The 26,380-nt window shown below is 63.0% G+C and carries 22 protein-coding genes and 1 pseudogene; 12 read left to right on the top strand and 11 right to left on the bottom strand.

The window, feature by feature from the left end:
- From I6E39_RS09280 to I6E39_RS09250, 7 genes and pseudogenes are all read right to left on the bottom strand, one after another.
- Window positions 1-193, bottom strand: a pseudogene (locus I6E39_RS09280) (NAD-dependent malic enzyme); the annotation flags it as partial.
- Between the two features lie 35 nt (window positions 194-228).
- Complete coding sequence (locus I6E39_RS09275) at window positions 229-1,338, bottom strand: Ldh family oxidoreductase (protein ID WP_235381310.1); 1,110 nt, start codon at window positions 1,336-1,338, stop codon at window positions 229-231.
- Between the two features lie 191 nt (window positions 1,339-1,529).
- Window positions 1,530-1,793, bottom strand: a complete 264-nt coding sequence (locus I6E39_RS09270; RefSeq protein WP_268842266.1) for a glycerol-3-phosphate responsive antiterminator — start codon at window positions 1,791-1,793, stop codon at window positions 1,530-1,532.
- A gap of 209 nt (window positions 1,794-2,002) precedes the next feature.
- A complete protein-coding gene (gene mnmE / locus I6E39_RS09265) occupies window positions 2,003-3,376 on the bottom strand; it encodes a tRNA uridine-5-carboxymethylaminomethyl(34) synthesis GTPase MnmE (protein WP_235381309.1) in 1,374 nt (457 codons plus the stop codon).
- Between the two features lie 372 nt (window positions 3,377-3,748).
- On the bottom strand, window positions 3,749-5,149 hold the full coding sequence (locus I6E39_RS09260; protein WP_235381308.1) for an NAD(P)/FAD-dependent oxidoreductase: 1,401 nt from the start codon (window positions 5,147-5,149) through the stop codon (window positions 3,749-3,751).
- A gap of 115 nt (window positions 5,150-5,264) precedes the next feature.
- Window positions 5,265-5,474 (bottom strand): YobA family protein, encoded by a 210-nt coding sequence (locus tag I6E39_RS09255; protein WP_235381307.1) that lies wholly within the window; start codon window positions 5,472-5,474, stop codon window positions 5,265-5,267.
- A 294-nt stretch (window positions 5,475-5,768) separates the two neighbouring features.
- Window positions 5,769-6,164, bottom strand: a complete 396-nt coding sequence (locus tag I6E39_RS09250; RefSeq protein ID WP_235381306.1) for a hypothetical protein — start codon at window positions 6,162-6,164, stop codon at window positions 5,769-5,771.
- Between the two features lie 255 nt (window positions 6,165-6,419).
- On the opposite strand from I6E39_RS09250, the gene I6E39_RS09245 reads away from it, so the two are divergent.
- Window positions 6,420-6,902: a deoxycytidylate deaminase gene (locus I6E39_RS09245; protein ID WP_235381305.1), complete on the top strand. Its 483-nt coding sequence runs from the start codon at window positions 6,420-6,422 to the stop codon at window positions 6,900-6,902.
- A gap of 349 nt (window positions 6,903-7,251) precedes the next feature.
- On the top strand, window positions 7,252-8,799 hold the full coding sequence (rny, locus tag I6E39_RS09240; RefSeq protein ID WP_235381304.1) for a ribonuclease Y: 1,548 nt from the start codon (window positions 7,252-7,254) through the stop codon (window positions 8,797-8,799).
- 185 nt (window positions 8,800-8,984) lie between these two features.
- Here the strand turns inward: rny and I6E39_RS09235 are convergent, their stop codons facing one another.
- Window positions 8,985-9,206, bottom strand: a complete 222-nt coding sequence (locus I6E39_RS09235) for a helix-turn-helix domain-containing protein (RefSeq protein ID WP_235381303.1) — start codon at window positions 9,204-9,206, stop codon at window positions 8,985-8,987.
- A gap of 375 nt (window positions 9,207-9,581) precedes the next feature.
- Between I6E39_RS09235 and I6E39_RS09230 the strand changes: the two genes are divergently transcribed.
- Genes I6E39_RS09230 through I6E39_RS09220 form a run of 3 tightly spaced genes read left to right on the top strand, consistent with a single transcriptional unit; the run spans window position 9,582 to window position 11,251 of the window.
- On the top strand, window positions 9,582-10,067 hold the full coding sequence (locus I6E39_RS09230) for an RNA polymerase sigma factor (RefSeq protein WP_235371483.1): 486 nt from the start codon (window positions 9,582-9,584) through the stop codon (window positions 10,065-10,067).
- 9 nt (window positions 10,068-10,076) lie between these two features.
- Window positions 10,077-10,922, top strand: coding sequence for an RsiV family protein (locus tag I6E39_RS09225; RefSeq protein ID WP_235381302.1), 846 nt, complete (start codon window positions 10,077-10,079; stop codon window positions 10,920-10,922).
- Window positions 10,923-10,936: 14 nt separating this feature from the next.
- The gene (locus tag I6E39_RS09220) at window positions 10,937-11,251 is read left to right on the top strand and encodes a DUF1344 domain-containing protein (RefSeq protein WP_235381301.1); all 315 of its coding nucleotides are present in this window, start codon (window positions 10,937-10,939) and stop codon (window positions 11,249-11,251) included.
- 344 nt (window positions 11,252-11,595) lie between these two features.
- Here I6E39_RS09220 and lepA read toward each other — a convergent pair whose 3' ends face one another.
- Window positions 11,596-13,404: a translation elongation factor 4 gene (gene lepA, locus I6E39_RS09215; RefSeq protein WP_235381300.1), complete on the bottom strand. Its 1,809-nt coding sequence runs from the start codon at window positions 13,402-13,404 to the stop codon at window positions 11,596-11,598.
- A gap of 393 nt (window positions 13,405-13,797) precedes the next feature.
- Complete coding sequence (locus I6E39_RS09210; RefSeq protein ID WP_235381299.1) at window positions 13,798-14,493, bottom strand: helix-turn-helix domain-containing protein; 696 nt, start codon at window positions 14,491-14,493, stop codon at window positions 13,798-13,800.
- Window positions 14,494-14,815: 322 nt separating this feature from the next.
- On the opposite strand from I6E39_RS09210, the gene pta reads away from it, so the two are divergent.
- From pta to I6E39_RS09175, 7 genes are all read left to right on the top strand, one after another.
- Window positions 14,816-15,790, top strand: a complete 975-nt coding sequence (pta, locus tag I6E39_RS09205) for a phosphate acetyltransferase (RefSeq protein WP_268842265.1) — start codon at window positions 14,816-14,818, stop codon at window positions 15,788-15,790.
- 207 nt (window positions 15,791-15,997) lie between these two features.
- Complete coding sequence (gene feoB, locus I6E39_RS09200) at window positions 15,998-18,409, top strand: ferrous iron transport protein B (protein WP_235381298.1); 2,412 nt, start codon at window positions 15,998-16,000, stop codon at window positions 18,407-18,409.
- A 62-nt stretch (window positions 18,410-18,471) separates the two neighbouring features.
- Window positions 18,472-19,275, top strand: coding sequence for a Cof-type HAD-IIB family hydrolase (locus I6E39_RS09195; RefSeq protein WP_235381297.1), 804 nt, complete (start codon window positions 18,472-18,474; stop codon window positions 19,273-19,275).
- A 239-nt stretch (window positions 19,276-19,514) separates the two neighbouring features.
- Window positions 19,515-21,140, top strand: a complete 1,626-nt coding sequence (locus I6E39_RS09190; protein WP_235381296.1) for an efflux RND transporter periplasmic adaptor subunit — start codon at window positions 19,515-19,517, stop codon at window positions 21,138-21,140.
- 4 nt (window positions 21,141-21,144) lie between these two features.
- The gene (locus I6E39_RS09185; protein ID WP_235381295.1) at window positions 21,145-21,879 is read left to right on the top strand and encodes an ABC transporter ATP-binding protein; all 735 of its coding nucleotides are present in this window, start codon (window positions 21,145-21,147) and stop codon (window positions 21,877-21,879) included.
- Complete coding sequence (locus tag I6E39_RS09180; protein WP_235381294.1) at window positions 21,876-23,129, top strand: ABC transporter permease; 1,254 nt, start codon at window positions 21,876-21,878, stop codon at window positions 23,127-23,129. The genes I6E39_RS09185 and I6E39_RS09180 overlap by 4 nt, the downstream gene beginning before the upstream one ends.
- A gap of 98 nt (window positions 23,130-23,227) precedes the next feature.
- Complete coding sequence (locus tag I6E39_RS09175; RefSeq protein ID WP_235381293.1) at window positions 23,228-25,099, top strand: S-layer homology domain-containing protein; 1,872 nt, start codon at window positions 23,228-23,230, stop codon at window positions 25,097-25,099.
- 51 nt (window positions 25,100-25,150) lie between these two features.
- On the opposite strand, the gene I6E39_RS09170 is transcribed toward I6E39_RS09175, so the two are convergent.
- Window positions 25,151-26,380, bottom strand: a 1,230-nt coding sequence (locus I6E39_RS09170; protein ID WP_235381292.1) for a M15 family metallopeptidase, incomplete at its 5' end; no start/stop codon positions are given.

The following is a 26,380-nucleotide window of genomic DNA, read 5'->3' as shown; positions in this document are numbered from 1 at the left end:
CGCACAGGTTGTGCCGCCGGGTCAGCTCATAGCTCTTGCTCAGGTCCTTCTGGATCTCCAGACAGGGCTGGGCCACGCCGGGGGTGTAGGCCAGGGACAGGTCGTCCTTGGTGGCCACGGGGACGGTGGCGATCACCTCGATCTTTCCCTTCCATTCGCCGTGCAGGCGCAGGGATTCCTTTGCGTAATCCATGATTTGTACCCTCCAATTTTATAAATTATGTTCGATCAATCCTCAAAGGGGAAGTGGTAGGGCAGCTTCAGTTCGTCACGCAGCCCAATCAGCTCCTTCTGAATGGCGTCGCCTACCGGTACGCCCTTGTCCTTGCGGTCCTGCCAGGCGAGGTATTCTTTCTCGCCCGCCGTATAGATCCGGTCGGCGCCGGGGGCCTTCTCCGAAGCGCGCAGGCCGCGGCAGATGTCGCCCGCGGTCTTCTTGAAGGTGTCCACCCCCATGAAGAACTCGGGGTTGATGACAAAGAAGAAGTGGCCCAGACGGTACATCTTGTTGCTGCCGTCGGGGTTTTTGCCGCTGAGCTCCTTCATGAAGGGGCCGCCGGCCAGCGCGGAGGAGAGGATCTCGACGATGGTGGTAAAGCCGTAGCCCTTGTACCCGCCGGTCTCCTCGCCGATACCGCCGATGGAGAGCAGGGCGCACTTGCCGGCGCGCATATCCTTCAAAATCTGGCCGGAGTCGGTCATGGTGCCGCCGTCCTTGGTGACGACCAGCCCCGCCGGGGTGGGCTTGCCCATGCGCTCATAGAACTCGATCTTTCCGTTTTGGACGATGGAGGTGGCACAGTCAAAGTTGAAGGGGAACTCCTCATCGGTGGGGATGGTGAAGGTAAAGGGGTTGGTGCCCATCATGGGCTCCACGCCGAAGGTGGGAGCGACGGAGGGACGGGCGTTGGTGCCGCTGATCCCGATCATGCCGGCCTTTTCCGCCATGGTGGTCCAGTAGCCGGCGATGCCGTAGTGGGTGGAGTTGAAGATGGTGCCGCCGGCCATGCCGTACTGCCTGGCCTTCTCGATGAGCATCTCCATCATTTTGTAGCTGGCTACCATGCCCATGCCGTTGTTGGCGTCCATGACTACGGTGGTGGGGGTCTCTTTCACAATGTCGATCTTGGTCACGGGCAGCAGAGTGCCGTTTTTGATGCGGTCCAGATAGATGGGCTTAAAGCGGTTGCAGCCGTGGCTCTCGATGCCCCGGCGGTCGGACTCCAGCAGGACGTCGGCGCAGATCTTGGCGTCGTCTTCGGGAACGCCGTAAGCCTTAAATACATCGATCATAAAATTGTTCATCAGTTCCCAGGATACATAGGGTCTGGTTTCCATTGTCAAGATCTCCTTTTCTGTTTTTTCGCGCCCCGCGCAAGAAAAAAGAGCGCAACAACTTCAGTGTTCACTGCAGTTGTCACACTCATCTCTCACAACCAGTTCAGTTGCCCTGATTATAACAGCATCCTGTGGAAAATGCAATATTTTTTTCGAAAGATAAAAAATTTTTTGTGCTGTTTGCCGCGTCGTCACAAATCCCGCCACAAAGCCTCACAGGTGGTGGAGATACATTGGGCGCCCGCGGACAGGGCGCTGATGACGCCGTCGGCCCGGGTGTACGCCTGGATAAAGTCGGCAGCGACCTCCTTCCCGGACAGCCCCTGGGTCAGGTCCAGATGGACGAAGGCCAGCTTGCCCGCCTCCTTGGCCCGGGCCACCAGGCCGGGGATGGTGCAAATGCTGCCGAAGAGAAAAAACAGGATGTCACAGTCGGAGGAGAGGGCCTTTTCCAGCTACGCCCCGTCTTTCACTGCCGCAATGATCGGATTTGATTCAAACAGCTGCAGTTCGGGCTTCATTTTATGAATCCTCCCATCCTCCGGACACGGCGTCCGGCGAGAAGACCGGCCTGACCGGTCCCCTCGCCGACTCATTGTTTTATACTATACTACAGCGCAGTAAATTGGGCAAGTAGAAGATGGAGCGCCGCCGGGCGGCACAATTATTTCCCCACGCAGAACCGGGCGAAGATCCGGTCGGTGATATCCTCCCGGACGGACTGGCCGGTGAGCTCGCCCAAGGCGCCCAGGGCCTCCTCCACGTCGGTGAGGAGGGCGTCTGGGGTGACGCCGGCCTCCAGGGCCTCCCAGGCCCGGACCACCGCCTCCAACGCCCGCCGGGCGGCCTCCTCCTGGCGCTGGTTGGACAGCAGCTGGCCGTAGGGCACCTGGCTGTCCCGGGGGAACAGGGCGGCCACCGCCTGCTCCAGAGCATCCAGGCCCTCCCCCGTCTTGGTGCTCAGCTCCACCACGGGGGGCATAGGGTCCAGGTTCAGGAAGGGCACGGGGCCGGAGGGCAGATCGGTCTTGGTGTGGATGAGGATGGTGGGGGCCAGGGCAATGGCCTGTTCCAGCAGTTCCCCGTCCTCCTGGGTGGGGGCGACGGAACTGTCCCACAGCACCAGGATGAGCTCAGCCTCCTCCATGGCCCGGCGGCTGCGCTCCACCCCCATGCGCTCGATGGGGTCGTCGGAATCCCGGAGTCCGGCGGTATCCACCAGCCGGACGGGCAGGCCCCCCAGCTCCACGCTGACCTCCAGGGTGTCCCGGGTGGTGCCGGGAATGTCGGTGACGATGGCGCGGTCATAGCCCGCCAGTGCGTTGAGCAGGGAGGACTTTCCCGCGTTAGGGCGGCCCACGATGGCGCAGGGGATGCCCTGGGTCAGCTGCTTGCCCCGGCGGCAGGAGGCCAGCAACCGGCGCAGTTCTTCGGCCTGTTGGCCCAATATCTCGGACAGCTCCTCCATACGGAAGGGGTCAATGTCCTCGTCGGGGTAGTCCAGCACGGCGTGGAAGTGGGCCATCACGTCCACCAGAGCGGAGTAGATGTCCCCGATCTTCCGGGACAGGGCGCCGGTGAGCTGGCCGGCGGAGTGGCGGGCGCCCTCCCGGCTTTTGGCTTCTAGCAGGTCCCCCACCGCCTCGGCCTGGGCCAGGTCCAGCTTGCCGTTGAGGAAGGCACGGCGGGTAAACTCTCCCGGCCCGGCCTGGCGGGCCCCCTGGGCAAAGAGGGCGTCCAGCCCCAGGGACAGGACCATAGGGGCGCCGTGGCAATGAAATTCCGCCGTGTCCTCCCCGGTGTAGCTGAGAGGGCCCCGGCTGTAGGTACACAGCACCCGGTCGATGGGCTGCCCGCCGCTGTCCAGCAGGTCGCCGTAGACCAGATAGCGGGGGGGGTGATCGGCCAAACCCTTGGGGCCCAAGGGTTTGAAGCAGTTTTGCGCCATCTGCACGGCCTGGGGGCCGGACAGGCGCAGGATCCCGATGGCACCGGGACCGGGGGGAGTGGAAATGGCGGCAATGGTATCTCGTTCCAAGGATGAGACCTCCCGTTTTTAACAGAGGAACACATTCCGACAGAATTGGAACCAATTCCTGCAAAATGTGCCGCTGTATCTTTTTGGCGAATATTTACCCTTGACAGGTGTTATGGAAACTAAAAATCCGGGGGAGTTGTATTTCAGTTGACATAAACACGTGTGGAAAACCATGTGGAAAATGTGGATAACCCTTGGGAACAGGGGGACGGGAGCCAGAGCATAACGGTATTGGGCACATCCACGGAGTGGTACGGGTACATGTCAAAAAATAAGAGCCGGAGCGGGGGGTGGCGTGGGAAGAATGAAGGTGCGCCCCGCAAAATGAAGGTGCGCCGCGCCGCCCGGGGGACAGGCGGCGCGGCGCTTACATCAGACCATTTCCTCCAGACGGCGGCAGACGGCCCGGGCGGCCTGAACGCCGGAGGCGCCGGCCTGGGCCAGACCGCGGGTGACGCCGGCGCCGTCGCCGGCGGCAAAGAAGCCGGGCAGGGCGGTCTCCAGATCCTCGGACAGCTGGAGACGGGCGGAGTAGAACTTCACCTCGGCGCCGTAGAGCAGGGTGTCGTAGTTGGCGGTGCCGGGGGCGATCTTGTCCAGCTGATAGATCATCTCGATGATGTCATCCAGCTGCCGCTTGGGCAGGGCCAGGGACAAATCGCCGGGGACGGCGGCGGTGAGGGTGGGCCGGACAAAGGATTTGTTCATCCGGTGGTCGTTGGAGCGGCGGCCGCCCACCAGATCGCCGAAGCGCTGGACCAGTACGCCGCCGGCCAGCATGTTGGACAGGGAGGCCACATGCTTGCCGTAGCGGTAGGGCTCATTGAAGGGCTGGGTGAACCGGTTGGACACCAGCAGGGCGAAGTTGGTGTTCTCGGAGCGGAGGGCGGGGTCGGCGTAGGAGTGGCCGTTGACGGTGTTGATGCCCTCCACATTCTCGGCCACCACATGGCCGTAGGGGTTCATGCAGAAGGTGCGGACCTGGTCGCCGTACTGCTTGGTGCGGTAGACCAGCTTGGACTCGTACACCACGTCGGTGATGTGCTCAAAGACGGTGGCGGGCAGTTCCACCCGGACGCCGATGTCCACCTGGTTGTTCAGCAGCTCCAGGCCCAACTCCTTGCACTGGTTGGCAAACCACTCGGCGCCGGACCGACCGGGGGCGGCAATCAGGAAGCGGCAGGACACCTCGCCCCCCTTGGCCAGCGTCAGGCGGTAGCCGGAATCGACACGGGCGATGGAGGCCACCTCGGTGTTGAACCGGAACTCCAGCTTGTCCCGCAGACCCTCGTAGATGTTGGTGAGGATGCGCAGGTTGTTCTCAGTGCCCAGGTGCTTGCACCGGGCCTGGAGCAGATGCAGGTCGTAGGCCAGAGCCCGGCGCTCCAGGGCTTTGGCCTCCGGGGTGGAGGTGGAGAAGCACTGGGTGGTGGCGCCGTGGGCCACATTGATGGAATCCACATAGTCGATGAGCTCCATCACCTTGCCCGGGTCCATAAAGTCGGTGAGCCAACCGCCGAACTCGGTGGTAAAGTTGAACTTTCCGTCGGAGAAAGCTCCCGCGCCGCCGAAGCCGCACATGGTGTGGCAGACAGGGCAGTGGATGCACTCCTTGACCTTGCCGGCCACAATGGGACAGCTGCGGTGATAGATGTCCTGGCCCTGGTCCAGGGCCAGCACCTTAAGCTCGGGGTGAAGGTGGGCCAGCTCGTAGGCGGCAAAAATGCCCGCCTCGCCGCAGCCCAGAATGACGATGTCGTAGTTGGGGCTCATGAAAAGAACTCCTCTCAGCTGTAATGATCAGGGTGTGCAGGGGCCAACGCCCGCAGCAACACGGATATAGTATACCACATCTAGTATAACACAGAACAAAACAAAAGGGAAGGGCTCATGTGGGTCCGGACAGCCAGCCCAACTGGGCCAGCTGCTCCAGGGTGTCGGCGGGCAGATCGGCGGCGGAACCGCTCCCCAGACGGAGACAGAGGTAGGCGGTGGACTGTCCAGGGTAGGACTCGGCGATCCCGGTATGGAGCACCAGCACCCGGTCGCCGTCGGACAGGCCGTCAAAGAGCGCGCCGTCCCGGGAGCGGTCGCGCATAATGATGGGTGATCCGCTTTGTAGGATGACCACGTCCGTGCCGCCGTTCCCCCGGAGATAGAGGCCCGGGGAGAGGCAGAGGGAGTGGCGGGAGCAGAAGAAAAAAAGGAGCCCGCAGCAAAAAAGAGGGAGCAGTATCAACAACAACGGGCGTTTGGCGGCCGGTCTCATGGCGGGTCCTCCTGTCAGCAGCTTGGTTCAGTACGTTAGACGGAGGAGGGGGAAAAATGTTGCGCCGCAGGAAAAATTTTCAAAAAAATCACGGCCTGCCCAAAGGGCAGGCCGTGAAGAGGTTCAGCTTTTTTCCTGGAAACTGGCGCCGCAGCCCCGGCAGGTAACGGTGATCTTTCCCTTGCCCCGGGGGACCCGCAGCTGCTGGCCGCAGTTGGGGCACTTGAAGTAACGGTGTTCCTTGTCCCGGCGGATGGTGCGCTGGAGCCGGAACCAGTGGATGACCGGGCCGGCAGCCCGCATGAACCGGGCGTTCTCAGCCCGGCGCTGGGTCAGGTTGCGGGAAAACAGGCGGAACAGGGTGACAAAAATCAGAACCAGACACAGCCAGTCGAAGAGAACGAAACGGGTGAGTAAAAACAGCAGATACAGGACCAGATACAGACCGATCAGGAATACATTCAGTTGATCGTTTCCGTAGCGGCCATACATGAACCGCTGGATGGCGTTGCGGATCATAGGAGATACCTCCTTGTTAGCGAGAAGAACGGCAGGCGGTAACGCCTGCCAGAGGGACCGGCACGGAGGAAACGTGCCGGGATAATGATTAAGACAATGATAGCGCGTCCCCCTTCAATCGTCAAGGAGCCATTCGTAAACAAAATGTAAATTTCGCCCCGGGTCCGGGACCTTTTCCGCCGCTTTGTCTTGCGCGGGGGAGAAAAATAAGGTATACTGCACCCAGAATACTGAATTTACGGGAGGACGGCCCCCATGAAACGCATCGACAAGGAAAATTATTACCTGGATATTGCCGAGACCGTGCTGGAGCGGTCCACCTGCCTGCGCCGGTGCTACGGCGCCATTATCGTGAAGAACGACGAGATCGTGTCCACCGGCTACAACGGCGCCCCCCGGGGACGGAAGAACTGCATGGACCTGGGCTACTGCGCCCGGGAGGCCATGAACGTCCCCTCCGGCCAGCGGTATGAGCTGTGCCGCTCCGTCCACGCGGAGATGAACGCCATCATCTCCGCCGCCCGGCGGGACACCCTGGGTTCTACCCTGTACCTGGCCGGGCGGGAGGCCAAGAGCGGCGAGCTGCTCCACGACGCCACCTCCTGCTCCATGTGCCGCAGATTGATCATCAACGCCGGTATTGACCGGGTGGTCATCCGCAACACAGACAAGGACTACTCCGTGGTCCATGTGGAGGACTGGGTCCGGGAGGACGACTCCCTGCCCCAGCAGGTGTAAAAGGCGAAGAGACGGGATCAAGCCACGGACCGGAGTTCAATTCCGGCCCGTGGCTTTTCTAAAAAAGCCGGGGCAGCACCGTCACAGAACAAGAAAATCCCGGAAAACCCTTTGTCTTAAATGTGAATAAATCTTGACAGAGAAGCGGGTTGCCTTTACAATATGTACAGGACAAAAATGAAAAACTTTGGGGATGTTTTTCACTTGTCGCAAGGGAGCGAAGAGCCGGAAGGCGCGGAGCGCCTTGCGGCTCATTTTATGTACAAGTCCCGTGAGGGCCAGACCCGGACACGGGCGCTGCGGCGGTCCGCCGCAGCCTTAACATGACTTTGGAGGTGTAAAAGACCACATGCTGCCCTATATCATCGGAGCGATCATCGGAATCGTGATCGGTCTGGCGGTGGGTATCCCGGCAGGCATCCAGCAGCGCAAGAAGTCCGCGGAGCGGGAGATCGGTTCCGCCGAGGAAGAGGCCAAGCGCATCGTCAACGAGGCCTATAAGAGCGCTGAGAGCAAGAAACGCGAGGCCCTGGTGGAGGCCAAGGAGGAAATCCTCAAGGCCCGCAACGAGCACGAGCGCGAGGTCAAGGAGCGCCGTGCGGACCTGCAGCGCCAGGAGCACCGGCTCCAGCAGAAAGAGGAGACCTTGGACCGCAAGACTGATAACATTGAAAAGAAGGAAGAACAGCTGACCGCCAAGCTGGCCAAGCTGGACGCCACCCAGGCCGAGGCGGAGGAGATCAAGAAGAACCAGATGGAAGTGCTGGAGCGGATCTCCGGCTTTACCGCCGAGGAGGCCAAGAACTACCTGCTCAAGCAGCTGGAAGAGGACGTCACCCACGAGTCGGCCATGAAGATCAAGGAGATCGAGGCCCGCTACAAGGACGAGGCCGACACCAAGGCCCGGGAGATCATCTCTCTGGCCATCCAGCGCTGCGCCGCCGACCATGTGGCGGAAGCCACCGTCTCCGTCGTCCCCCTGCCCAACGACGAGATGAAGGGCCGGATCATCGGCCGCGAGGGCCGGAACATCCGCACCCTGGAGACCCTGACCGGGGTGGACCTGATCATCGACGACACGCCGGAGGCCATCACCGTCTCCTGCTTTGACCCCGTCCGCCGGGAGATCGCCCGGCTGTCTCTGGAAAAGCTGATCCTGGACGGTCGCATCCACCCCGCCCGCATCGAGGAGATGGTGGAGAAGGCCAAGCGGGAGGTGGACGCCGTCATCAAGTCCGAGGGCGAGCGGGCCATCTTCGAGACCAACGTCCACGGCCTGCACCCCGAGCTGGTCAAGCTGCTGGGCCGGATGCGCTACCGCACCAGCTACGGCCAGAACGTGCTGAACCACTCCATCGAGGTCAGCCATGTGGCCGGCCTGCTGGCCGCCGAGATCGGCGCCAACGTGGCCGAGGCCAAGCGCGCCGGCCTGCTCCACGACCTGGGCAAGTCCATCGACCACGAGGTGGAGGGCTCCCACGTCCAGATCGGCGTGGAGCTGGCCCGGAAGTACCGGGAGAGCGAGAACGTCATCCACGCCATCCAGGCCCACCACAACGACGTGGAGCCCCGGACCGTGGTGGCCTGCCTGGTCCAGGCGGCCGACGCCATTTCCGCCGCCCGGCCCGGCGCCCGGCGTGAGAACCTGGAGAACTATATCAAGCGCCTGGAGATGCTGGAGGAGATCACCTCCTCCTTCAACGGCGTGGAGAAGTCCTTCGCCATCCAGGCCGGCCGCGAGGTCCGCATCATGGTCAAGCCCGAGGTCATCAGCGAGGACCAGATGGTCCTGCTGGCCCGGGATATTGCCAAGAAGATCGAGGACGAGCTGGAGTACCCAGGCCAGATCAAGGTCAACCTCCTGCGGGAGACCAAGGCCATCGAGTACGCCAAGTAATTTTTCCCCATATGATGTCAAAACCGGGACGCCCCCCAGCGTCCCGGTTTTTATATCATTTGACAGGAAAACGGGCGGAACGGGACAGTCACATGGGACTGCGCCGTATCGCGGCCCATTCCCGGATTTGACCCGTAGGGCGGCCCCTTGGGGCCGCCGCCCTTTTCAGGAAATGTCCAGTCATATCAGCGGCATGGGGGATATGGTTCGCGGACATCGGTGATGCCGAGCAAATAATCCGTGCTGGTGCCATGTATGCGGGCAAGCTGAATGAGAATGTTGGTCGGAATATCATTTTCACCGGTCTCATATTTGGAGTATCCGGTCTGAGACATTCCGAGCAGTTTCGCAAATTCAGTTTGAGACATGTCTTTGTCCTCGCGCAAATCCCGGATTCTGGAATACATACCAATCACCTCAATATCAGTATGTATTAACCTGAAACAGGGTATTCCATTTTAACCTGAAATAGGTTAAAATGGGGGCGAGGTGACTGTAATGAAAGAAACTTTGAAGAAAAAGGTCAGCGTATCCATGCCGCAGGAACTCTATGAGCAACTGAAAATTTTGTCACAAGAGAATTGCTATACGCTGCCCGGGTATATCCGGCAGGTTTTGAAGGTCCATGTCCGGGAGCAGGGTAAAAAATAAAAAGCCCGGAGAAAAAAGTTTTCCGGCCCTGTTACCTTTCCCCCAAAAAAAGCATCTTATTCTATGACCGGTCGCGGAGGGGCGGCGCCGCCCCTCCATTTTACCCATCAGGAAGGAGCCATCCCAGGGATATGACGCAAGCTGTTATGGACAAGGAGACATTCTGCGCACGGATCATCGGCTGTCAGGAGGCCATGTTCCGCACCGCCAGAGCCATTCTCCGCAGCGACGAGGACGCCGAGGATGCGGTGCAGGAGGCCATCTGCACCGCCTTTGAACGGCGGGATTCTCTGCGGGACGCGGAGAAATTCAAGCCCTGGGTGCTGCGCATTCTGGCCAACAAGTGCTACGACGCCTGCCGCAGGCGGCAGAGCACGGTGGACCTGGACGCGGTGGGGGAGATCCCGGCTCCGGAGACCGACCATGTCCAGCGGCTGTCCCTGTGGCAGGCGGTGCTGTCCCTGAGCGATGAGCTGCGGGCCCCGGTGACCCTGTTCTACTACGACGGGCTGTCCATCCGGGAGATCAGCCGTGTGCTGGGCATCAGCGAGGCGGCGGTCAAGACCCGGCTGTTCCGGGGACGGGCCCGCCTGCGGGAGCTTCTGGACGAGAAATGAGGTGCGACAATGGATCAATTTGACGAGATACTGAGAGAGCGGGCCAAAAACGAACCCTTCCCCCTGCCGGAGGGCTATGCCGGGCGGGTATTTGCCGCCTGCGCCGCCTTGGAGGAACCCGAGAAGAAACACCCCGCGCGCCCCGCGTCCCGCTGGACGGCCTGGGCTGCGGCGGCGCTGGCGCTGTTCATCGCCATCCCCAACCTGTCCCCCACGGCCGCGGCGGCCATGGCGGAGATCCCGGTGCTGGGGGCTGTGGTGCGGGTGGTCACCTTCCGGGAATACACCTACGATGACGGATTCCACAGCGCGGAGGTCGCCGTGCCGGAGCTGGCGGGCGGTCAAGCCGCCCAGGAGGTCAACAGCCGTGAACAGGCGTACACCGACCGGCTCATGGCCCAATTCCGGGAAACCTGTGAGGCGGAGCTGGGGCAGGAGGGCTATTACGGCCTGGACGTGACCGGCACCGTGGTGACGGACAGTGACACCTGGTTCACTCTCCGTATCGATACGGTGGAGACCCGGGCCGACAGCGGGCAGACCAGCCGGTTCTACCACATCGACAAGGCCACCGATCAGGTGGTGACGCTGAAGGACCTGTTCCGGGCGGACGCGGACTATGTGGACGCCCTGTCCGGGGAGGTGCGCCGGCAGATGGAGGAGCAGTCCGTGGCGGATGACGCAAAGACCTACTTCCCCGAGGAGTTCACCGCCATCGACCCGGAGCAGAACTTCTATTTCGACCGGGACGGCAATTTGGTCCTGGTGTTTGACCAGTACACCATCGCCCCCGGCTACATGGGGATGCCGGAATTCACCATCCCGGCGGAGGTGTACGACGACCTGCTGAAATGAGAAAGGAAAAGGAAATGAAACGTGTACTTGGATGTCTGCTGGCGGTTTTGATGCTGCTGGCCTGCGCCGGATGCGGCGGGAAACAGTCGGGAGACGAGCCGTCCGGGGAGAAAAAGACCCTGACCGGGACCCTGGATGAGATGAAGGACTTCATGTTCGTGGTCACCGACGACCAGGGCGACAGCTACGCTCTGACCTTTGAGGGCGGGGCCCCGGAGGGGCTGGAGGACCGGGAAGTGGGGGACCGGGTGACGGTGACCTATACCGGGGAGCTGTCTGTGGTGGACCCCTTTACCGGAACGGTCCTGTCCGTCGAAGGAGCGGATTAAAGAAAGATGGAGGCAGCGTCATCGGACGCAGCCTCCATGAAAAACAAGGAAATCCTTGTAAAGGAAGCGCCTGGAACCCCAGGCGCTTCCTTCTTATTCCTCGTCCAGCTTGAGGACGGCCATAAAAGCCTCAGTGGGCAGCTGGACGGTGTCCAGCGTCCGCATTTTCTTCTTGCCGCTCCCCACCCGGCTTACGCCGTGCGGGGGCCCCTGTTTTTTTCACATGCTCGGGCGAAGTGAATTCGCCCTGCGCAAATTCCTCGCCGCGAAGCGGCTCTGAATTTACGGCGCTGCTGCGCCGCCCCATCTGTGATGGGGCCCCAGGAAGGCCAAAAGAAAATGCCTTATTCTTCGTCCAATTTGAGCACGGCCATAAACGCCTCGGTGGGTAGCTGTACGGTGCCCAAAGTCCGCATTTTCTTTTTGCCTTCCTTCTGCTTCTCCAGCAGCTTCTTCTTTCGGGTGATGTCGCCGCCGTAGCACTTGGCCAGCACGTCCTTGCGCATGGCCTTGACGGTCTCCCGGGCGATGATCTTGCCGCCGATGGCAGCCTGGACGGGGACCTCGAACAGCTGGCGGGGGATATTCTCCTTCAGCTTCTCGCAGATGCGGCGGGCCCGGGGATAGGCTTTTTCCCGGTGGGCGATGAAGGACAGAGCGTCCACCTGGTCCCCGTTGAGCAGCATGTCCACCTTCACTAGGTCGCTCTTTTCATAGCCCTCCAGCTCGTAATCCAGGGAGGCGTAGCCCTTGGTGCGGGCCTTCAGAGCGTCGAAGAAGTCGTAGATGATCTCTCCGATGGGCATGGAGTAGTGCAGCTCCACCAAGTTGGTGTCCAGATACTGCATGTCTTTAAAGATGCCCCGGCGGTCCTGGCACATGGGCATGATGTTGCCCACATAGTCCGGGGGCGAGATGATGGACACCTTGGCAAAGGGCTCACGGGCCTCAGAGATGGAACCGGGATCGGGGTAGTTGTGAGGGTTGTCCACCCGGACCACGCTGCCGTCGGTTTTGGTGACCTCGTAGATAACGGAGGGCAGAGTGGTCACCAGGTCCAGATCAAATTCCCGCTCCAGGCGCTCCTGGATGATCTCCATGTGGAGCATCCCGAGAAAGCCGCATCGGAAGCCGAAGCCCAGGGCAATGGAGGACTCGGGCTCGAAGGACAGGGAGGCGTCGTTGAGCTGCAGCTTCTCCAGCGCGTCCCGCAGATCGGGATATTTGCTGCCGTCCTCGGTGTAGATGCCGCAGTAGACCATGGGCTGGGCGGGGCGGTAGCCGGGCAGGGCCTCGGCGGCGGGCTGATCCGCTCCGGTGATAGTGTCGCCCACCCGGGTGTCCTTCACGTTCTTGATGGAGGCGGTGAACCAGCCAACCTCGCCGGCGGTCAGCTCCTGGCAGGAGTCCATGCCCAGGGGGCGGAGATAGCCGCAGTCCAGGACCTGGTATGCGGCGCCCGAGGCCATCATCTTTACGTTCATGCCCTTTTTCAAGGTGCCCTCCATGACCCGGAAGTAGACCACCACCCCCACATAGGGGTCATACTGGCTGTCGAAGATCAGTGCCTTCAGCGGGGCCTTGGGGTCCCCGGTGGGAGCGGGGACGTTGTGTACGATGTCCTCCAGCACGGCGGGGATGTTGATGCCCTGCTTGGCGGAGATCTCCGGAGCGTCCTCGGCGGGGAGGGCCAGAATGTTTTCGATTTCCTCCTTCACCCGCTTGGGGTCGGCGGCGGGCAGGTCGATCTTGTTGACCACGGGGAGGATCTCCAGATCGTGCTCCATGGCCAGGTAGGTGTTGGCCAGGGTCTGGGCCTCGATGCCCTGGGAGGCGTCCACGATGAGTACCGCGCCCTCGCAGGCGGCCAGAGAGCGGGATACCTCGTAGTTGAAGTCCACATGTCCCGGGGTGTCGATGAGGTTCAGATGGTAGGTCTCCCCGTCCTGGGCCTTGTACTCCAGCCGGACGGCCCGGGCCTTGATGGTGATGCCCCGCTCCTTCTCCAGGTCCATGTTGTCCAGGAGCTGGGACTCCATCTGCCGCTGCTCCACCGCTCCGCACAGCTCGATGAGCCGGTCGGACAGGGTGGATTTCCCGTGGTCGATGTGGGCGATGATAGAAAAGTTTCGGATCTTAGATTGGTCGGTCATAATATAAAAAGCCTCCTTAGGGAAATCCACCCGGGGCCCCATCGCAGATGGGGCGCGCCGAATGGCGCGTTTTTAAAATCAAGACAGGGGCTCCCGACAAACCATGGTATGGCTTGTTGGGGAGAGGAAGCGCAGCGGAATGAGCGAGGAACCGCCGTCAGGCGGTTTGGAGAGATATGGAGCGTGCGCTGACGAGGTCGATGTGGGCGATGATGGAAAAGTTTCAGATCTTAGATTGATCGGTCATAAGAAAACCTCCGTGGAATATGAGAGCATAGGGCGGGGGCTTGTCCCCGCCGTGTGATCTCCATTTTCTGGCGGCGGGGGCAAGCCCCCGCCCTACGCGGGAAAAGATCAGATGAAGGAAAAATCTTTCCTCTCTTATCTGACGGTTTACTTGTCCTTCCGCCCCGCCATGATGCCGTTGACCCGCTCGCCGGTGTTGTGGACCACCTGGAGCAGGGACTGGTACAGCACCGGGTAGTTTTGGGCCAGGGCGTCGTGGGTCAGCTCGGGCATGGGGGCCTTGTCCTTGGCCAGGGCGGCCAGGGCGTCGGTCAGCTCCGTCTCGGAGCACTTCATGTCCGCGTCGGCCAAGCCGGCCTGGAAATAGTGGGTGGGGACGGAGAAAAAGTCGGGATTGTTGTCTGGGTTGGCCTGATACAGCCGGCGGTACATGGTGTACACGGCGGTGGACAGGTAGTTGGCGGCGGCCTTGATGGCCTCCCGGCTGCCGGTCTTGGACAGCAGGTCGAAGAGCACGCCGATGGAGTTGACCAGCAGCTTTTTGGACAGCAGGGCCAGCACGCCGCCCCGCATGGAGTTGTTCTTCTCGTCGCTTAGGTCGTACAGCTCCTCCGGAGCGATGGTGGTGCCGTCCCGGCTGAGGGTGCGGCCCAGGAGAAAGTCGGCGGACACGCCGTAATAGTCGCAGGCCCGGACCACGAAGGGGAGGCCGGGTTCCCGGATACCGTTTTCATAGTGGCTCAGCAGAGCCTGGGAGATGCCCAGAGCCGCGGCCGCGGTGCGCTGACTGACTCCCTTCTCCTGGCGGAGGAGGGAGAGGGTGCGGGAAAATTCTTCGTTCACAAGCGTTCACCTCATAAAATCTGCAATACACTTGGTATAGTATACCTGAAAACAATACATGGCGTAAAGAGGGAAATGGGGAAAAATTCTGGGTGAGCTGCGCGGGACAGCCCCGCACCCCTGCCGCGGAGGCGGCCCGGAACGCCCAAACGGCGTTTGGCGGCGGGCCTTTGGACAAGCCGGCGGGCGCGGTCGGGATAGATCGAAAAAGAAGGAGGGAAAAGTGGGGGGAATCCCCTTGCATTTTGAAACGGGAGATGCTACCATAGTCACCAGAAAGCCGCGTATTTTCGCGCCAGATTTCAATTTTGGAGGAATATATATGTTCAAGAAGCTGATCGAGATCCTGAAAGCCCATCCCCGCAAGATCGTGTTCACCGAGGGTACCGACCCCCGCATCCTGGAGGCCTCCGCCCGTCTGCTGTCCGGTACCTTCCTGACCCCCGTCCTCATCGGCAACGAGGCCGCGGTCCTGGCCGCCGCCGAGGAGGCCGGCTTCAACATCCGGGGCGCCATCATCATCGACCCCGAGACCTATGCCGGCATGGACGCCATGGTCAAGCGCATGGTGGAGCTGCGCAAGGGCAAGATGACCGAGGACGACTGCCGCGCCGCGCTGAAGAAGGGCAACTACTTCGGCACCATGCTGGTGGCCATGGGTGAGGCCGACGCCCTGCTGGGCGGCGCCACCTACTCCACCGCCGACACCGTCCGTCCCGCCCTCCAGCTGGTCAAGACCAAGCCGGGCAACTCCATCGTGTCCTCCTGCTTCATTCTGGTCCGCCCCTCCGCCACCGGCGACAACGACGTGCTGGCCATGGCCGACTGCGCCATCAACATCAAGCCCAACGAGGACGAGCTGGTGGAGATCGCCTCCGAGACCGTCTCCTGTGCCAAGATCTTCGGCATTGACCCCAAGGTGGCCTTCCTGAGCTACTCCACCCTGGGCTCCGGCAAGGGCGAGGACGTGGACAAGATGCGCAACGCCGCCGAGAAGGCCAAACTGGCCATGCCCAATGTCCCCATCGAGGGCGAGCTGCAGTTCGACGCCGCGGTCTCTCCCCGCGTGGCCCAGACCAAGTGCAAGGGCTCCAAGGTGGCGGGCTACGCCAACACCTTCATCTTCCCCGACATCAACGCCGGCAACATCGGCTACAAGATCGCCCAGCGCCTGGGCGGCTTCGAGGCCTACGGCCCCATCCTGCTGGGTCTGAACGCCCCCATCAACGACCTGTCCCGCGGCTGCAACGCCCAGGAGGTCTATTCCATGGCTATTATCACCGCCGCCTTGGCTTAATCACGCGAGCATGAAAGGAGCACCCGAGGGGTGCTCCTTTTTTGCGCCACGGAACAGACGTTAAAACCTGCACAAAGGGGCGCCCTGTTTGGGCGCTCCTTTTCTGCACCCGGAGGAGTTTGTTATGGGTAACTTTGTCTTGAAAACCCGGGATGCCTCTCGTATAATCTACTTGGATAATTCTGATCCAAGAGAAGGGATTTACTGATGGAACAGACAAAACGGCCGGATACCAAAACATTGAACGACCTGGCTCCCGGCCAGGGCGGGATCATCCTGTCGGTGGGCAACCAGTCGGGGGCGGTAAAGCGCCGCCTGGTGGATATGGGGCTGACCCCCGGGACCCAGGTGAAGGTGACCAAGATCGCCCCCCTGGGAGATCCCCTGGAGGTGAGCCTCCGGGGGTATGAGCTGTCCCTGCGCCGGGCGGATGCGGAGCAGATCGTCATGGGCCAGCCCCGGCGGGAGGGCGGTCGGAAGAGCGCCATGACCCAGCACGTCCGCGACCCGGAGGCGGTCCGCCGTCAGCTGCGGGACCACGAGCACGAGCTGGAGGAACACGGCTCCCGGTACGACGCCTCCGCCCATGACAGCCGCCCCATGCGCATCGCCCTGGCGGGCAACCCCAACTGCGGCAAGACCACCCTGTTCAACGCCCTCACCGGCTCCAACCAGTATGTGGGCAACTGGCCCGGCGTCACCGTGGAGAAGAAGGAGGGCACCGCCCGCATGGGAGAAAAGGTGCTGACGGTGGTGGACCTGCCCGGCATCTACTCCCTGTCCCCCTATTCCATGGAGGAGATCGTGGCCCGGGACTTCATCATCGGGGAGACGCCTGACTGTATCGTTGACATCGTGGACGCCACCAACCTGGAACGGAACCTGTACCTCACCGTCCAACTGCTGGAGCTGGAGCGGCCCACCGTGGTGGCGCTGAACTTTATGGACGAGGTGAACAAGCGGGGAGACCGGATCGACGTGGACCGGCTGACCAAGGAGCTGGGAGTCCCCGTGGTCCCCATTACCGCCCGGACGGGGGAGGGACTGGAGGAGCTGCTCCACACCGCCCACCGGCAGATGCACCTGGGCTGCACCATCGAGCCTGACGACCTGTATGACGACTTTACCCACGATATCCACCACCGCATGGGCGAGCTGATTCACGACTACGCCTACGCCGCCGGCCTGCCCGCCCACTGGGCCGCCATCAAGCTGCTGGAGGGGGACGATATCGTGGCCAAGGCGCTGGCCCTGCCCTCAGAGGTGGAGGACCGGCTGGAGGAAGTGGTGGCGGAGTACGAGAACTCCAGCGACCTGGGGGACCGGGAGACCCTGATCGCCGACAGCCGCTACCAGTACATTGAAAAGGTGGTGTCCGCCGCGGTGGTCAAGGGCCAGAGGGCCGGTCAGGCCACCTTCAGCGATAAGGTGGACCGGGTGGTCACCCACAAGGTCTTTGCCATCCCCCTGTTCCTGTGTACCATGCTCCTGATGTTCGCCGTCACCTTCGGACCCTTCGGGTCCTGGCTGTCCGATCTGGTGGGGGCGGGGATGGACGCGTTGTCCCTGTGGCTGAACGGCACGCTGACCGGGCTTGGTGTGTCCCAGGTCCTCATCTCCCTGCTGTGCGACGGCATCATCGGCGGCGTGGGCGGGGTGCTCACTTTCCTGCCCCAGATCGCCCTGCTGTTCTTCTTCCTGTCCTTCCTGGAGGACTCGGGCTATATGTCCCGGGCCGCCTTTATCATGGACCGGCTGCTGCGGCGGTTCGGCCTGTCCGGCAAGGCCTTTATCCCCATGCTCATGGGCTTTGGCTGTTCCGTGCCCGCCATCATGGGGGCCCGGACCATGGAGAACGAGAAGGACCGGCGGATGACCATTTTGCTGGTCCCCTTCATGTCCTGCTCCGCCAAGCTGCCGGTATACGGCCTCATCGCCTCCGCCTTCTTCGGGCCTTGGGCGGGGCTGGTGGTATTCGGGCTGTACGTCATCGGCATGGTGACGGGCATCCTGTCCGGTCTGCTGTTCAAGCGCACCCTCTTCGCCGGAGAACCCGCCCCCTTTGTGCTGGAGCTGCCCCCCTACCGCCTGCCCTCCCTGAGCAATATGATGACCCATGTGTGGCAGAAGGTGAAAGGATTCCTGGTCAAGGCGGGCACCTTGATCCTGCTCATGTCCATGCTGCTGTGGCTGCTCCAGTCCTTCGACTTCTCCCTGCATATGGTATCGGACGCCTCGGACAGCATGCTGGGGGCCCTGGGCTCGGTCCTTGCCCCTGTCTTCGCCCCCTGCGGCTTCGGACACTGGCAGGCCGCCGTGGCCCTGCTCACCGGCTTCATCGCCAAGGAGATGGTGGTCTCCTCCCTGTCCATGTTCTACGGCTTCCCCCTCACCGCGTCCGGCGGAGAGGTGGCCGCCGCGATGACGGGCTTTACCCCCCTGTCTGCCTTCTCTATGCTGGTCTTTGTGCTGCTCTATGTCCCCTGTGTGGCCGCCGTGTCCACCCTGTTCAAGGAGATGAACAGCAAAAAGTGGGCCTGGTTCTCCATCGCGTGGCAGCTGGGCTGCGCCTATGTGATGTCCATGCTGGTGTACCAGCTGGGGAGCCTGTTTTTGTGAGCGTTAGAAATTGAGTGATGGTGCCGTCCCGGGACCGAACGCACCACCGGAAGGATGATTGTATGATAAAACTGATTGCCCTGGACCTGGACGGCACCCTGCTGGACCCGTCGGGGAGGATCACCCCGGGGGCCAAGGAGGCCATCGCCCAAGCCCGGGAAAAGGGGGTGCGGGTGGTGCTGAACACCGGCCGGCCCATCCCCGAGGCCATCTGGTTCGCCAGGGAGGCGGGCTGTGACAACCTGATCTCCTGCCTGGGGGGCGCGGCCCTGGTGGACGGGAGCACTGGCATGGTCCTCCGCCGCCGGGATATCCCCGAGCCCTCGGACCGGCAGGTGCTGGAGCTGTGCCTGGGACGGCGGATCGAGCTGATGATCTTCGCCGGGGACCAGATCCTGCTGGACCCCTTTTCCAAGGACTCCCTGCTGCGGACCTACCCCTATCCAGCCTTCCACGACAACGCCGTCGTGACGGAGGACCCCCTGGCCTATATGGAGGAGCACGGCCTGCCCCTGACCAAGATCCACGGGGACTGGAACCCGTCCGCCTATCCCTTGGAGGCGCTGAAAGCCCTGCCGGGGGTGGAGCTGACCTGCTCCAACGACCACGATTTCGAGGTGGTGGCCGCCGGAGTGGACAAGGGGAAGACTCTGGCCCTGCTGGCCATGATGTACGGCGTGCTCCTCCAGGACTGCGCCGCCGTGGGGGACAGCGATAACGATTTGCCCATGCTGAAAGCGGTGGGGACCCCCATCGCCATGGGCAACGCCTCCGCCGCCATCAAAGAAATTGCCTGCCGGACGGCCCCCGCCAACGGGGAGGAGGGCGTGGCCGCCGCCATCCTGAGCTGTCTGGAACTGAACTGAACCGATCAAGACCGCCTGTTGCGGGACCCTGTGGGTCATCCGTGATGGGCGGCTTTTTTTCGACCATTTCCCCTTGACTTTCCCCCTGGTGGAAGGTGTACCGTGGACGGCGAACGGGAGAAAAATGGAAATTTAATGAAACTTTTATGATTTCTTCCGGGGAATATAAGCTTTGTCCGCTACAATGACATCTGAAACCATAGGCCCGTGTTCCGCCGGGCCCCAAAGGAGACTGACTTATGGAAGCGACTCAGATCAAGGAGCGGGGGACCGGAGAACAGGTCCCCGGGAAAAAGGAGACGGGACGGGGGCGCGTCCCCAAGCTCAAGCTGTCCAAAAAGAGAAAGAAGTGGTTCCCAGCGCTGGCAGTCCTGCTGGCGGCGTCTCTGGCGGCGGGGTGGTTTTTCCTCCGGCCCGACCGGAGCGCCGGCGGGACAGAGGCGGGGCAGTACCGCCTGGACACCGTCCAGCGCCGGGACCTGACGGCGTCGGTGGACGGGGCGGGAACGATCCGGGCCATCGAGTCCTACCAGGTGGACGCCCTGGTCACGGGCGAGGTGCTGGAGGCCCCCCTGGAGGTGGGGGACTGGGTGGAGAAGGGAGAGCTGCTCTACCGCATCGACGCGGGAGAGGCGGAGGTAGGCCTTCAGCAGGCCCAGCTTTCCCTGCGGCAGGCCCAGCTGAGCTACGACCAGCTGGCGGCCGGGCAAAAGGTGACTGCCGCCGCCGCCGGGGTGGTCCAGCAGGTCTACGTCCGGGAGGGGGACCTGGTGTCCCCGGGCAGCCCCATCGCCGAAGTGGCGGACACCTCGGTGATGACCCTGACGCTGCCCTTCCAGTCTGCTGACGCTGCCGGATTGGCCCCCGGCCAGTCCGCCCAGGTGACCATCGCCGGGACGCTGGAGACCCTGCCCGGCACCGTGGAGTCGGTGGCTTCCGCCGATCTGGTGGGGGCGGGCGGCGCACTGGTGCGGCCGGTAAAGCTTCGGGTGTCCAACCCCGGGGCCCTGACCGAGGAGACCTCCGCCACCGCCGTGGTGGGGGAGACCGCCTGTGCCGGCAGCGGAAGTTTTGAGGCCTGTTCCCGCCAGACCGTGGTGGCCCAGACCTCCGGCCAGGTCACCGACGTGCCGGTCACCGCCGGCGGCAGGGTGTCCGCCGGGACGCCTCTGGCCACCCTGGGAGGGTCCGCACTGAAGGATTCTCTGGAGTCCGCCGCCATCTCGGTGGAAAACGCCCAGCTGACCTGCCAGCGGGCCCGGGACGCGCTGGAGAGCTACACCATCACCGCGCCCATCTCCGGCACCGTCATTGAGAAAAATGTGAAAGCTGGGGACAAGGTGGACGGCATCAATTCGGGAAGTTTGGCGGTCATCTATGACCTGAGCTGCCTCACCCTGACGATGAACGTCAATGAGCTGGACATCGGCAAGATACAGCCGGGCCAGCAGGTGGAGCTTACCGCCGCTGCCCTGCCCGGCCAGACCTTCCGGGGCGTGGTGGACCGGGTAAGCATCAACGGCACCACCACCAACGGCTTTACCACCTACCCCGCCACCATCCTGGTGGAGGAGTACGGCGCGCTGAAGCCTGGGATGAACGTGTCGGCTACCATCCAGGGAGACACCGCCGCCGGGGTCCTCACCGTGCCTGTAGAGGCGGTGAGCCGGGGGGACAAGGTGCTGGTGGCCCCGAAGGAGGCCCTGGCCGAGGACGGCACTCTGGCGGACCCCTCCAAGCTGGAGGAACGGACCGTCACTCTGGGTCTCAGCGACGACCATTACATTGAGATCACCTCCGGACTGGCCGAGGGGGACACCATCGCCTATCAGGATACGGGGACCGGCGCCCCGGCGGGAGGCTGAGCCCATGGAGCATCTCATTGAATTGAAAGATGTATACAAGATCTACCCCATGGGGGAGGAGGAGGTCCACGCCCTGGACGGCGTCAGTCTGGCCATTGACCCGGGGGAGTTTGTGGCCATCGTGGGTCAGTCGGGCTCCGGCAAGTCCACCGCCATGAACATCATTGGCTGTCTGGACGTGCCCACCTCCGGCAGCTACCATCTGGGGGGCGTGGACGTGTCCACCATGGACGACGACCGGCAGGCGGAGATCCGCAATAAAATGCTGGGTTTTATTTTCCAGCAGTACAACCTGATCCCCAAGCTGACGGTGCTGGAAAACGTGGAGCTGCCCCTGCTCTATGCCGGAGTGGCCGCCGAGGAGCGGCAGGAGCGGGCTCTCCGGGCTCTGGAACGGGTGGGGCTGGCGGACAAGCGAAAAAATCTGCCCTCCCAGCTGTCCGGCGGCCAGCAGCAGCGGGTGTCCATCGCCCGGGCTCTGGCCGGGGAGCCCTCGGTCATTCTGGCCGACGAGCCCACCGGCGCACTGGACTCCCGGACGGGCCGGGAGGTGCTGGCCTTTCTGAAAAAGCTGAACCGGGAGGGGGACACGGTGGTCCTCATTACCCACGACAACTCCATCGCCGTCAAAGCCGACCGGATCATCCGCCTCCAGGACGGGAAGGTCATCTATGACGGAGACGCCCACGACCCCCGTGCCGTGGTCCAGCCCGGAGAGGGAGAGGAGGAAACGCCATGAATGTGACCCAGGCCTTTAAGCTGGCCCTGAAGTCCCTCCAGACCAGCAAGATGCGCTCCTTCCTCACCATGCTGGGCATCATCATCGGTGTGGGGGCGGTCATTATCATCATCTCCCTGGGCAACGGACTTACCGGCATGGTGGAGCAGCAGGTGGAAAAGGTGGGCGTGAACCAAATTTACGCCTACACCTGGGGCATGGGCGACGGTACCACCAGCAATATCACCCCGGAGGAGATGTACGCCTTTATCGACGAGAATCCCCAGGTGTTCAGCGGCATCAGCCCCTGGGTCTCCGGGGGCCAGGGGGTGCGCCGGGGGGGCGCGGAATTTGCCCGGACCGGCGTCTACGGTGTCAGCGAGGCCATGTACCGCCGGGAGACGGGCAGTACCCTGGACGGGGACACCCTTGCCAAGGGCCGCTACCTGCAATATGTGGATGTGGCCCTGCGGCAGAACGTGTGCGTCATCGGCGCCTATCTGGAGCGGGAGGCCTTCCAGGGCGACGCCCTGGGCAAGACCCTGGCCATCAGCGGCATTCCCTATACCGTGGTGGGCGTGCTGGCCCAGAGAGGCGACGAACTGCGGGAGGGGGGAGGCGACGACCGGGTCTATATCCCCTATGAGAACGCCCTGCAGCTGTCCGGCGGCCGCTATGTCTCCCTGTACCAGATCACCGCGACCTCCCGGGATACGGTGACAGCCGCCCAGAGCCTGCTGCGGGACTTCCTCCAGGATTTTTACAAGGACGAGGACGCCTGGTATAATGCCTATTACATCGAGTCCATGCTGGACCAGGTGAACATGATCAACTCCATGATGGGCATCGCCATGCTGGTGCTGGTGGCCATTGCGGCTATCTCCCTGCTGGTAGGGGGCATCGGCATCATGAACATCATGCTGGTCTCCGTCACCGAGCGGACCAGGGAGATCGGCATCCGCAAATCCCTGGGGGCCAAGCGGCGGGACATCCGCCGCCAGTTCATCATCGAGGCGGGGACCACCTCGGCCATGGGCGGCCTGCTGGGTATCCTGTTCGGCTGCCTGGTGGCGATGGGACTGGGTTCTCTGCTGGGCGGGATGCTGGTGGAGAGTCTGGGGGCCAGCGGGATCACCTTCAACGCTACCCCCACCTTGAGCGCCATTCTGACCAGCTTCGGCGTGTCGGTGGGCATCGGCGTCCTGTTCGGATACCTGCCCGCCAATAAGGCCGCCAAGCTGAATCCCATCGACGCCCTGCGCTACGATTGATTTGGGCGTGGAGATCAGGAGAACGGAAGGCCTTGGCCTCTCCATATCTTCCCGCTCCGCTCTTCGCGGCTCACTGTGACATAAAGGAGTTTTGAAAGATGAAGAAGCATCGCGTATCCGCCGCCCTGCTGGCGGTATGTCTGGTCCTGTCCCTGGCCCTCCCCGCCTGGGCGGCCCCGGCCGCTGTCTACGAGGGGGAGGTGGTCCGGGCGGTCAACGCCCTGGGCATCATGGTGGGAGACGCCAACGGCGACATGAACCTGTCCGGCCCGGTGAACCGGGCGGAGTTTATCACCATGGCGGTGAAGGCATCCCCCGGCGGGGAGCAGGTGGGCCAGGCGGCCTCCTCCCCCTACCCCGACGTGAGCTGGAAGCACTGGGCCTCCGGCTATGTGGAGGCCGGGGTGGCCGCCGGCCTGATCTCGGGCTATTCGGACGGCACCTTCCGACCCGACAGCCGGATCAATCTGGCCGAGGGGGTCACCATCGTTCTGCGGCTGCTGGGCTATGGCCCCGCCGACTTTTCCGGGGCCTATCCCACGGGACAGATGGCCATGTACCGCAGTCTGAAGCTGGACCGGGGCGTGACGGCCTCCGCCGCCTCCGAGCCCCTCACCCGCAGGGACGCCATGTACCTATTCTATAACCTGATGACGGCGGAGACGAGAGAGGGGCGGCCCTATCTGGAGACCTTGGGACACAGCCTGAACAGCGCCGGGGAGATCGACCTGGTGGCCCTCATCAACCGGTCCATGGAGGGCCCGGTGGTGGCCCGGGGGGACTGGCAGTCGGCCATCCCGTTCCCCGTCCAGAACGCCAAGGTCTGGCGGGAGGGAAAGGCCTCCCTTCCCTCGGCCATTGAGGAGCTGGACGTGGTCTACTGGAACCGGGGGCTGAACACCCTCTGGGCGTACAGCGACCGGGTCACCGGCACCGTCCAGGCCCTGGAGCCCTCCGCCTCCGATCCCACTTCGGTGACGGTGGCGGGGCGGACCTGTCCCATTGAGACCGCGGCGGCGGCCTACGCCCTGTCCGACCTGGGTACATACGGCCTGGGGGACCGGGTGACCCTGTTTTTGGGCCGGGACGGCGGCGTGGCCGCCGTGGCGGAGGCGGCTGCCGACACCGCGGACCAGATCGGATTGATCACCGCCATAGAAAACAGCGCCTATCCTGACGGAAAGGGGGGCGTCTACACCGCCCGGACCGCCCTTTTACTGGCCACCGACGGCAAAAGCTACCGCTATGAGGCCCCGTCGGGCCTGAAGGAAGGGGACCTGGTCCAAGCCCAGGTCTCTGACACGGGGAAAACCGTGCTGAAAAAGCTGCCCGCCGCCTCCCTCAGTGGAACGGTGAACGCCGCCGGCACCAAGGTGGGGAACACCGCCCTGGCCGGAGACGTGGAGATTCTGGACGTCAGCGGCAGCCGGGGAGTCCGGGTCCACCCAGGCCGTCTGGCCGGGGTGAGCCTGTCCGGCTCCATGGTGCGGTACTGCTCGAAAAACAGCGCCGGAGAGATCGACCGGCTGATCCTGAGCGACGTCACCGGCGACATGCACCAGTATGGTATTCTCACCGGCTGGGAGGGCGCGGACGTGGGGGAGTTCAGCACCTACTACACCTATGAGCTGGATTTCGGCGGTCAGACCGGCCGGATCGCCCAGTCTACCACCCGGTATCCGGTGGACAAGGGGCCCGTCCGGCTGAAAGGCACCCTCCAGTCACCCGACGGTCTGAACTCCCTTACCAGCGCCGGAGCGGGGGAGGTACGGGAGGGCCGGTTCATGGCCAAGGGCGTCAGCCATACCCTGTCCGACAGCGTGGTGGTCTATGAGTACCGGAACGGCGCCTATTACCTGTCCTCCCTGGCCAGGGCGGAGGAGGGGGATTTCACCCTCACCGGCTGGTACGACAAGGCGGACTCGGAAGGCGGACGCCTGCGGGTCATCGTGGCCCGGGACCGGGCATAATACGCATAAAAAAGCAGGACCCTCCCGTTGGGGAGGGTCCTGCGGTTTTTTTTAAAGAATCAACGGGTCAGGGAGGAGATGCGTCAGCTCCAGTCCCCCGTCCACAGGGACAGCTTCCAGAGAGAAAAGAGCGCACAGGTCGTCCAGGGAGAGGTACAGGGACCCGTCCAGCTCCAGGGCGGGGGACCCCAGGCGCAGGGAACGGCCGTCCAGCCGGCAGCTGCGGCCGGGGGAGAGGACCAGCCGGTGTACGCCGCCGGTGAGGACCGGCCGTGGGCCGTCGGTTTCCACGGACCAGCCCAGACAGGGGGCGAGGTGCTGGGGGGAGAGGTAGGAAACGCCGTCCAGCAGCAGCTCCCCCGGCCCCAGGTCCAGAGGATCGCCCTGCCAAAACAGGGCGGGGACCTCGTAATCCCCGGAGACAGGGAGGGAGGCTGTGTACTCCTCCAGCGTCAGCTCACCTTCGGTACAGGCCTGGGCGATCTCCGTGCCCACATAGCGGTAGTGCCAGGGCTCGAAGCGGTAGCCGGTGAGGTCGTCCTTCCCCTCTGGGTAGCGGAGAATAAAGCCGTACTCGGCGCAGTGCTCCTGGAGCCAGGCGAACTCCGCCGTGTCCTCAAAGTGGGCGCTGATCCGGGCCACGTTAATGTCCAGCGCCAGACCGGTCTGGTGCTCGGAGTGGCCCGGCCGGGCGGAGAAGGTGTCCACCCAGCGCTGGCTGCCCTGGGAGAGGTAGTCCCGGTAGAGCCTGTCCTGGGTGGCGTAGGAGCGGTAGGCGGACACGCTGCGCAGGGAGACGCCCTCCAGCCGGGCGGCGTCCGCCATCTGCCGGAAGGCCTGGGCGGCGGCGGGAGCCAGAGAGCCGGAGCCGTAGGAGGAGCCCAGAGGCTCCAGCTCCGGTACATAATCTGCGGGAAGGGGGTGGTATTTGTTGACCAGGACGGCGGGATCCTCAAGAATTTGGACCTCCTCCATGGAGGTGTAGAAGGGCCGGTCCAGCCCGATGCGGACTTGCAGGGCCACCTGCTCCGGGGACAGGTCCGGAGCGGTCCGGGCATAGGCCAGACAGCGCTCCAGCAGCTCCGGGGAACAGTTGGGGAGAAGCAGGTATTCTAGCTTCTGGGAAGAGAGGGCGCCGCTGTCCAGCTGGGAGATCAACTGAGGGCCCAGCCGCCCCCAAAGAGTGCGGATCTGGTCGGAGTCATAGTCCAGCCGGGACAGCCGTTGCCGGGCGGCCCGGTAGTCGGAGGCGGGGTCGGACTCCTGCGAGTAGGGGGAGGG

The organism is Pseudoflavonifractor phocaeensis (assembly GCF_021531375.1).
Taxonomy (GTDB): domain Bacteria; phylum Bacillota; class Clostridia; order Oscillospirales; family Oscillospiraceae; genus Lawsonibacter; species Lawsonibacter phocaeensis_B.
This window is presented reverse-complemented; position numbering and strand designations above follow the sequence as displayed.

Bases quoted from the DNA above. Each gene is read 5' to 3' on its own strand.
- lepA (WP_235381300.1), bottom strand. From the start codon at position 13,404: ATGACCGACCAATCTAAGATCCGAAACTTTTCTATCATCGCCCACATC.
- I6E39_RS09190 (WP_235381296.1), top strand. From the start codon at position 19,515: ATGGAAGCGACTCAGATCAAGGAGCGGGGGACCGGAGAACAGGTCCCC.
- I6E39_RS09245 (WP_235381305.1), top strand. From the start codon at position 6,420: ATGAAACGCATCGACAAGGAAAATTATTACCTGGATATTGCCGAGACC.
- I6E39_RS09185 (WP_235381295.1), top strand. From the start codon at position 21,145: ATGGAGCATCTCATTGAATTGAAAGATGTATACAAGATCTACCCCATG.
- feoB (WP_235381298.1), top strand. From the start codon at position 15,998: ATGGAACAGACAAAACGGCCGGATACCAAAACATTGAACGACCTGGCT.
- I6E39_RS09275 (WP_235381310.1), bottom strand. From the start codon at position 1,338: ATGGAAACCAGACCCTATGTATCCTGGGAACTGATGAACAATTTTATG.
- I6E39_RS09225 (WP_235381302.1), top strand. From the start codon at position 10,077: ATGGATCAATTTGACGAGATACTGAGAGAGCGGGCCAAAAACGAACCC.
- pta (WP_268842265.1), top strand. From the start codon at position 14,816: ATGTTCAAGAAGCTGATCGAGATCCTGAAAGCCCATCCCCGCAAGATC.
- I6E39_RS09220 (WP_235381301.1), top strand. From the start codon at position 10,937: ATGAAACGTGTACTTGGATGTCTGCTGGCGGTTTTGATGCTGCTGGCC.
- I6E39_RS09175 (WP_235381293.1), top strand. From the start codon at position 23,228: ATGAAGAAGCATCGCGTATCCGCCGCCCTGCTGGCGGTATGTCTGGTC.
- I6E39_RS09235 (WP_235381303.1), bottom strand. From the start codon at position 9,206: ATGTATTCCAGAATCCGGGATTTGCGCGAGGACAAAGACATGTCTCAA.
- I6E39_RS09195 (WP_235381297.1), top strand. From the start codon at position 18,472: ATGATAAAACTGATTGCCCTGGACCTGGACGGCACCCTGCTGGACCCG.
- I6E39_RS09260 (WP_235381308.1), bottom strand. From the start codon at position 5,149: ATGAGCCCCAACTACGACATCGTCATTCTGGGCTGCGGCGAGGCGGGC.
- I6E39_RS09250 (WP_235381306.1), bottom strand. From the start codon at position 6,164: ATGATCCGCAACGCCATCCAGCGGTTCATGTATGGCCGCTACGGAAAC.
- rny (WP_235381304.1), top strand. From the start codon at position 7,252: ATGCTGCCCTATATCATCGGAGCGATCATCGGAATCGTGATCGGTCTG.
- I6E39_RS09180 (WP_235381294.1), top strand. From the start codon at position 21,876: ATGAATGTGACCCAGGCCTTTAAGCTGGCCCTGAAGTCCCTCCAGACC.
- I6E39_RS09230 (WP_235371483.1), top strand. From the start codon at position 9,582: ATGACGCAAGCTGTTATGGACAAGGAGACATTCTGCGCACGGATCATC.
- I6E39_RS09255 (WP_235381307.1), bottom strand. From the start codon at position 5,474: ATGCGCGACCGCTCCCGGGACGGCGCGCTCTTTGACGGCCTGTCCGAC.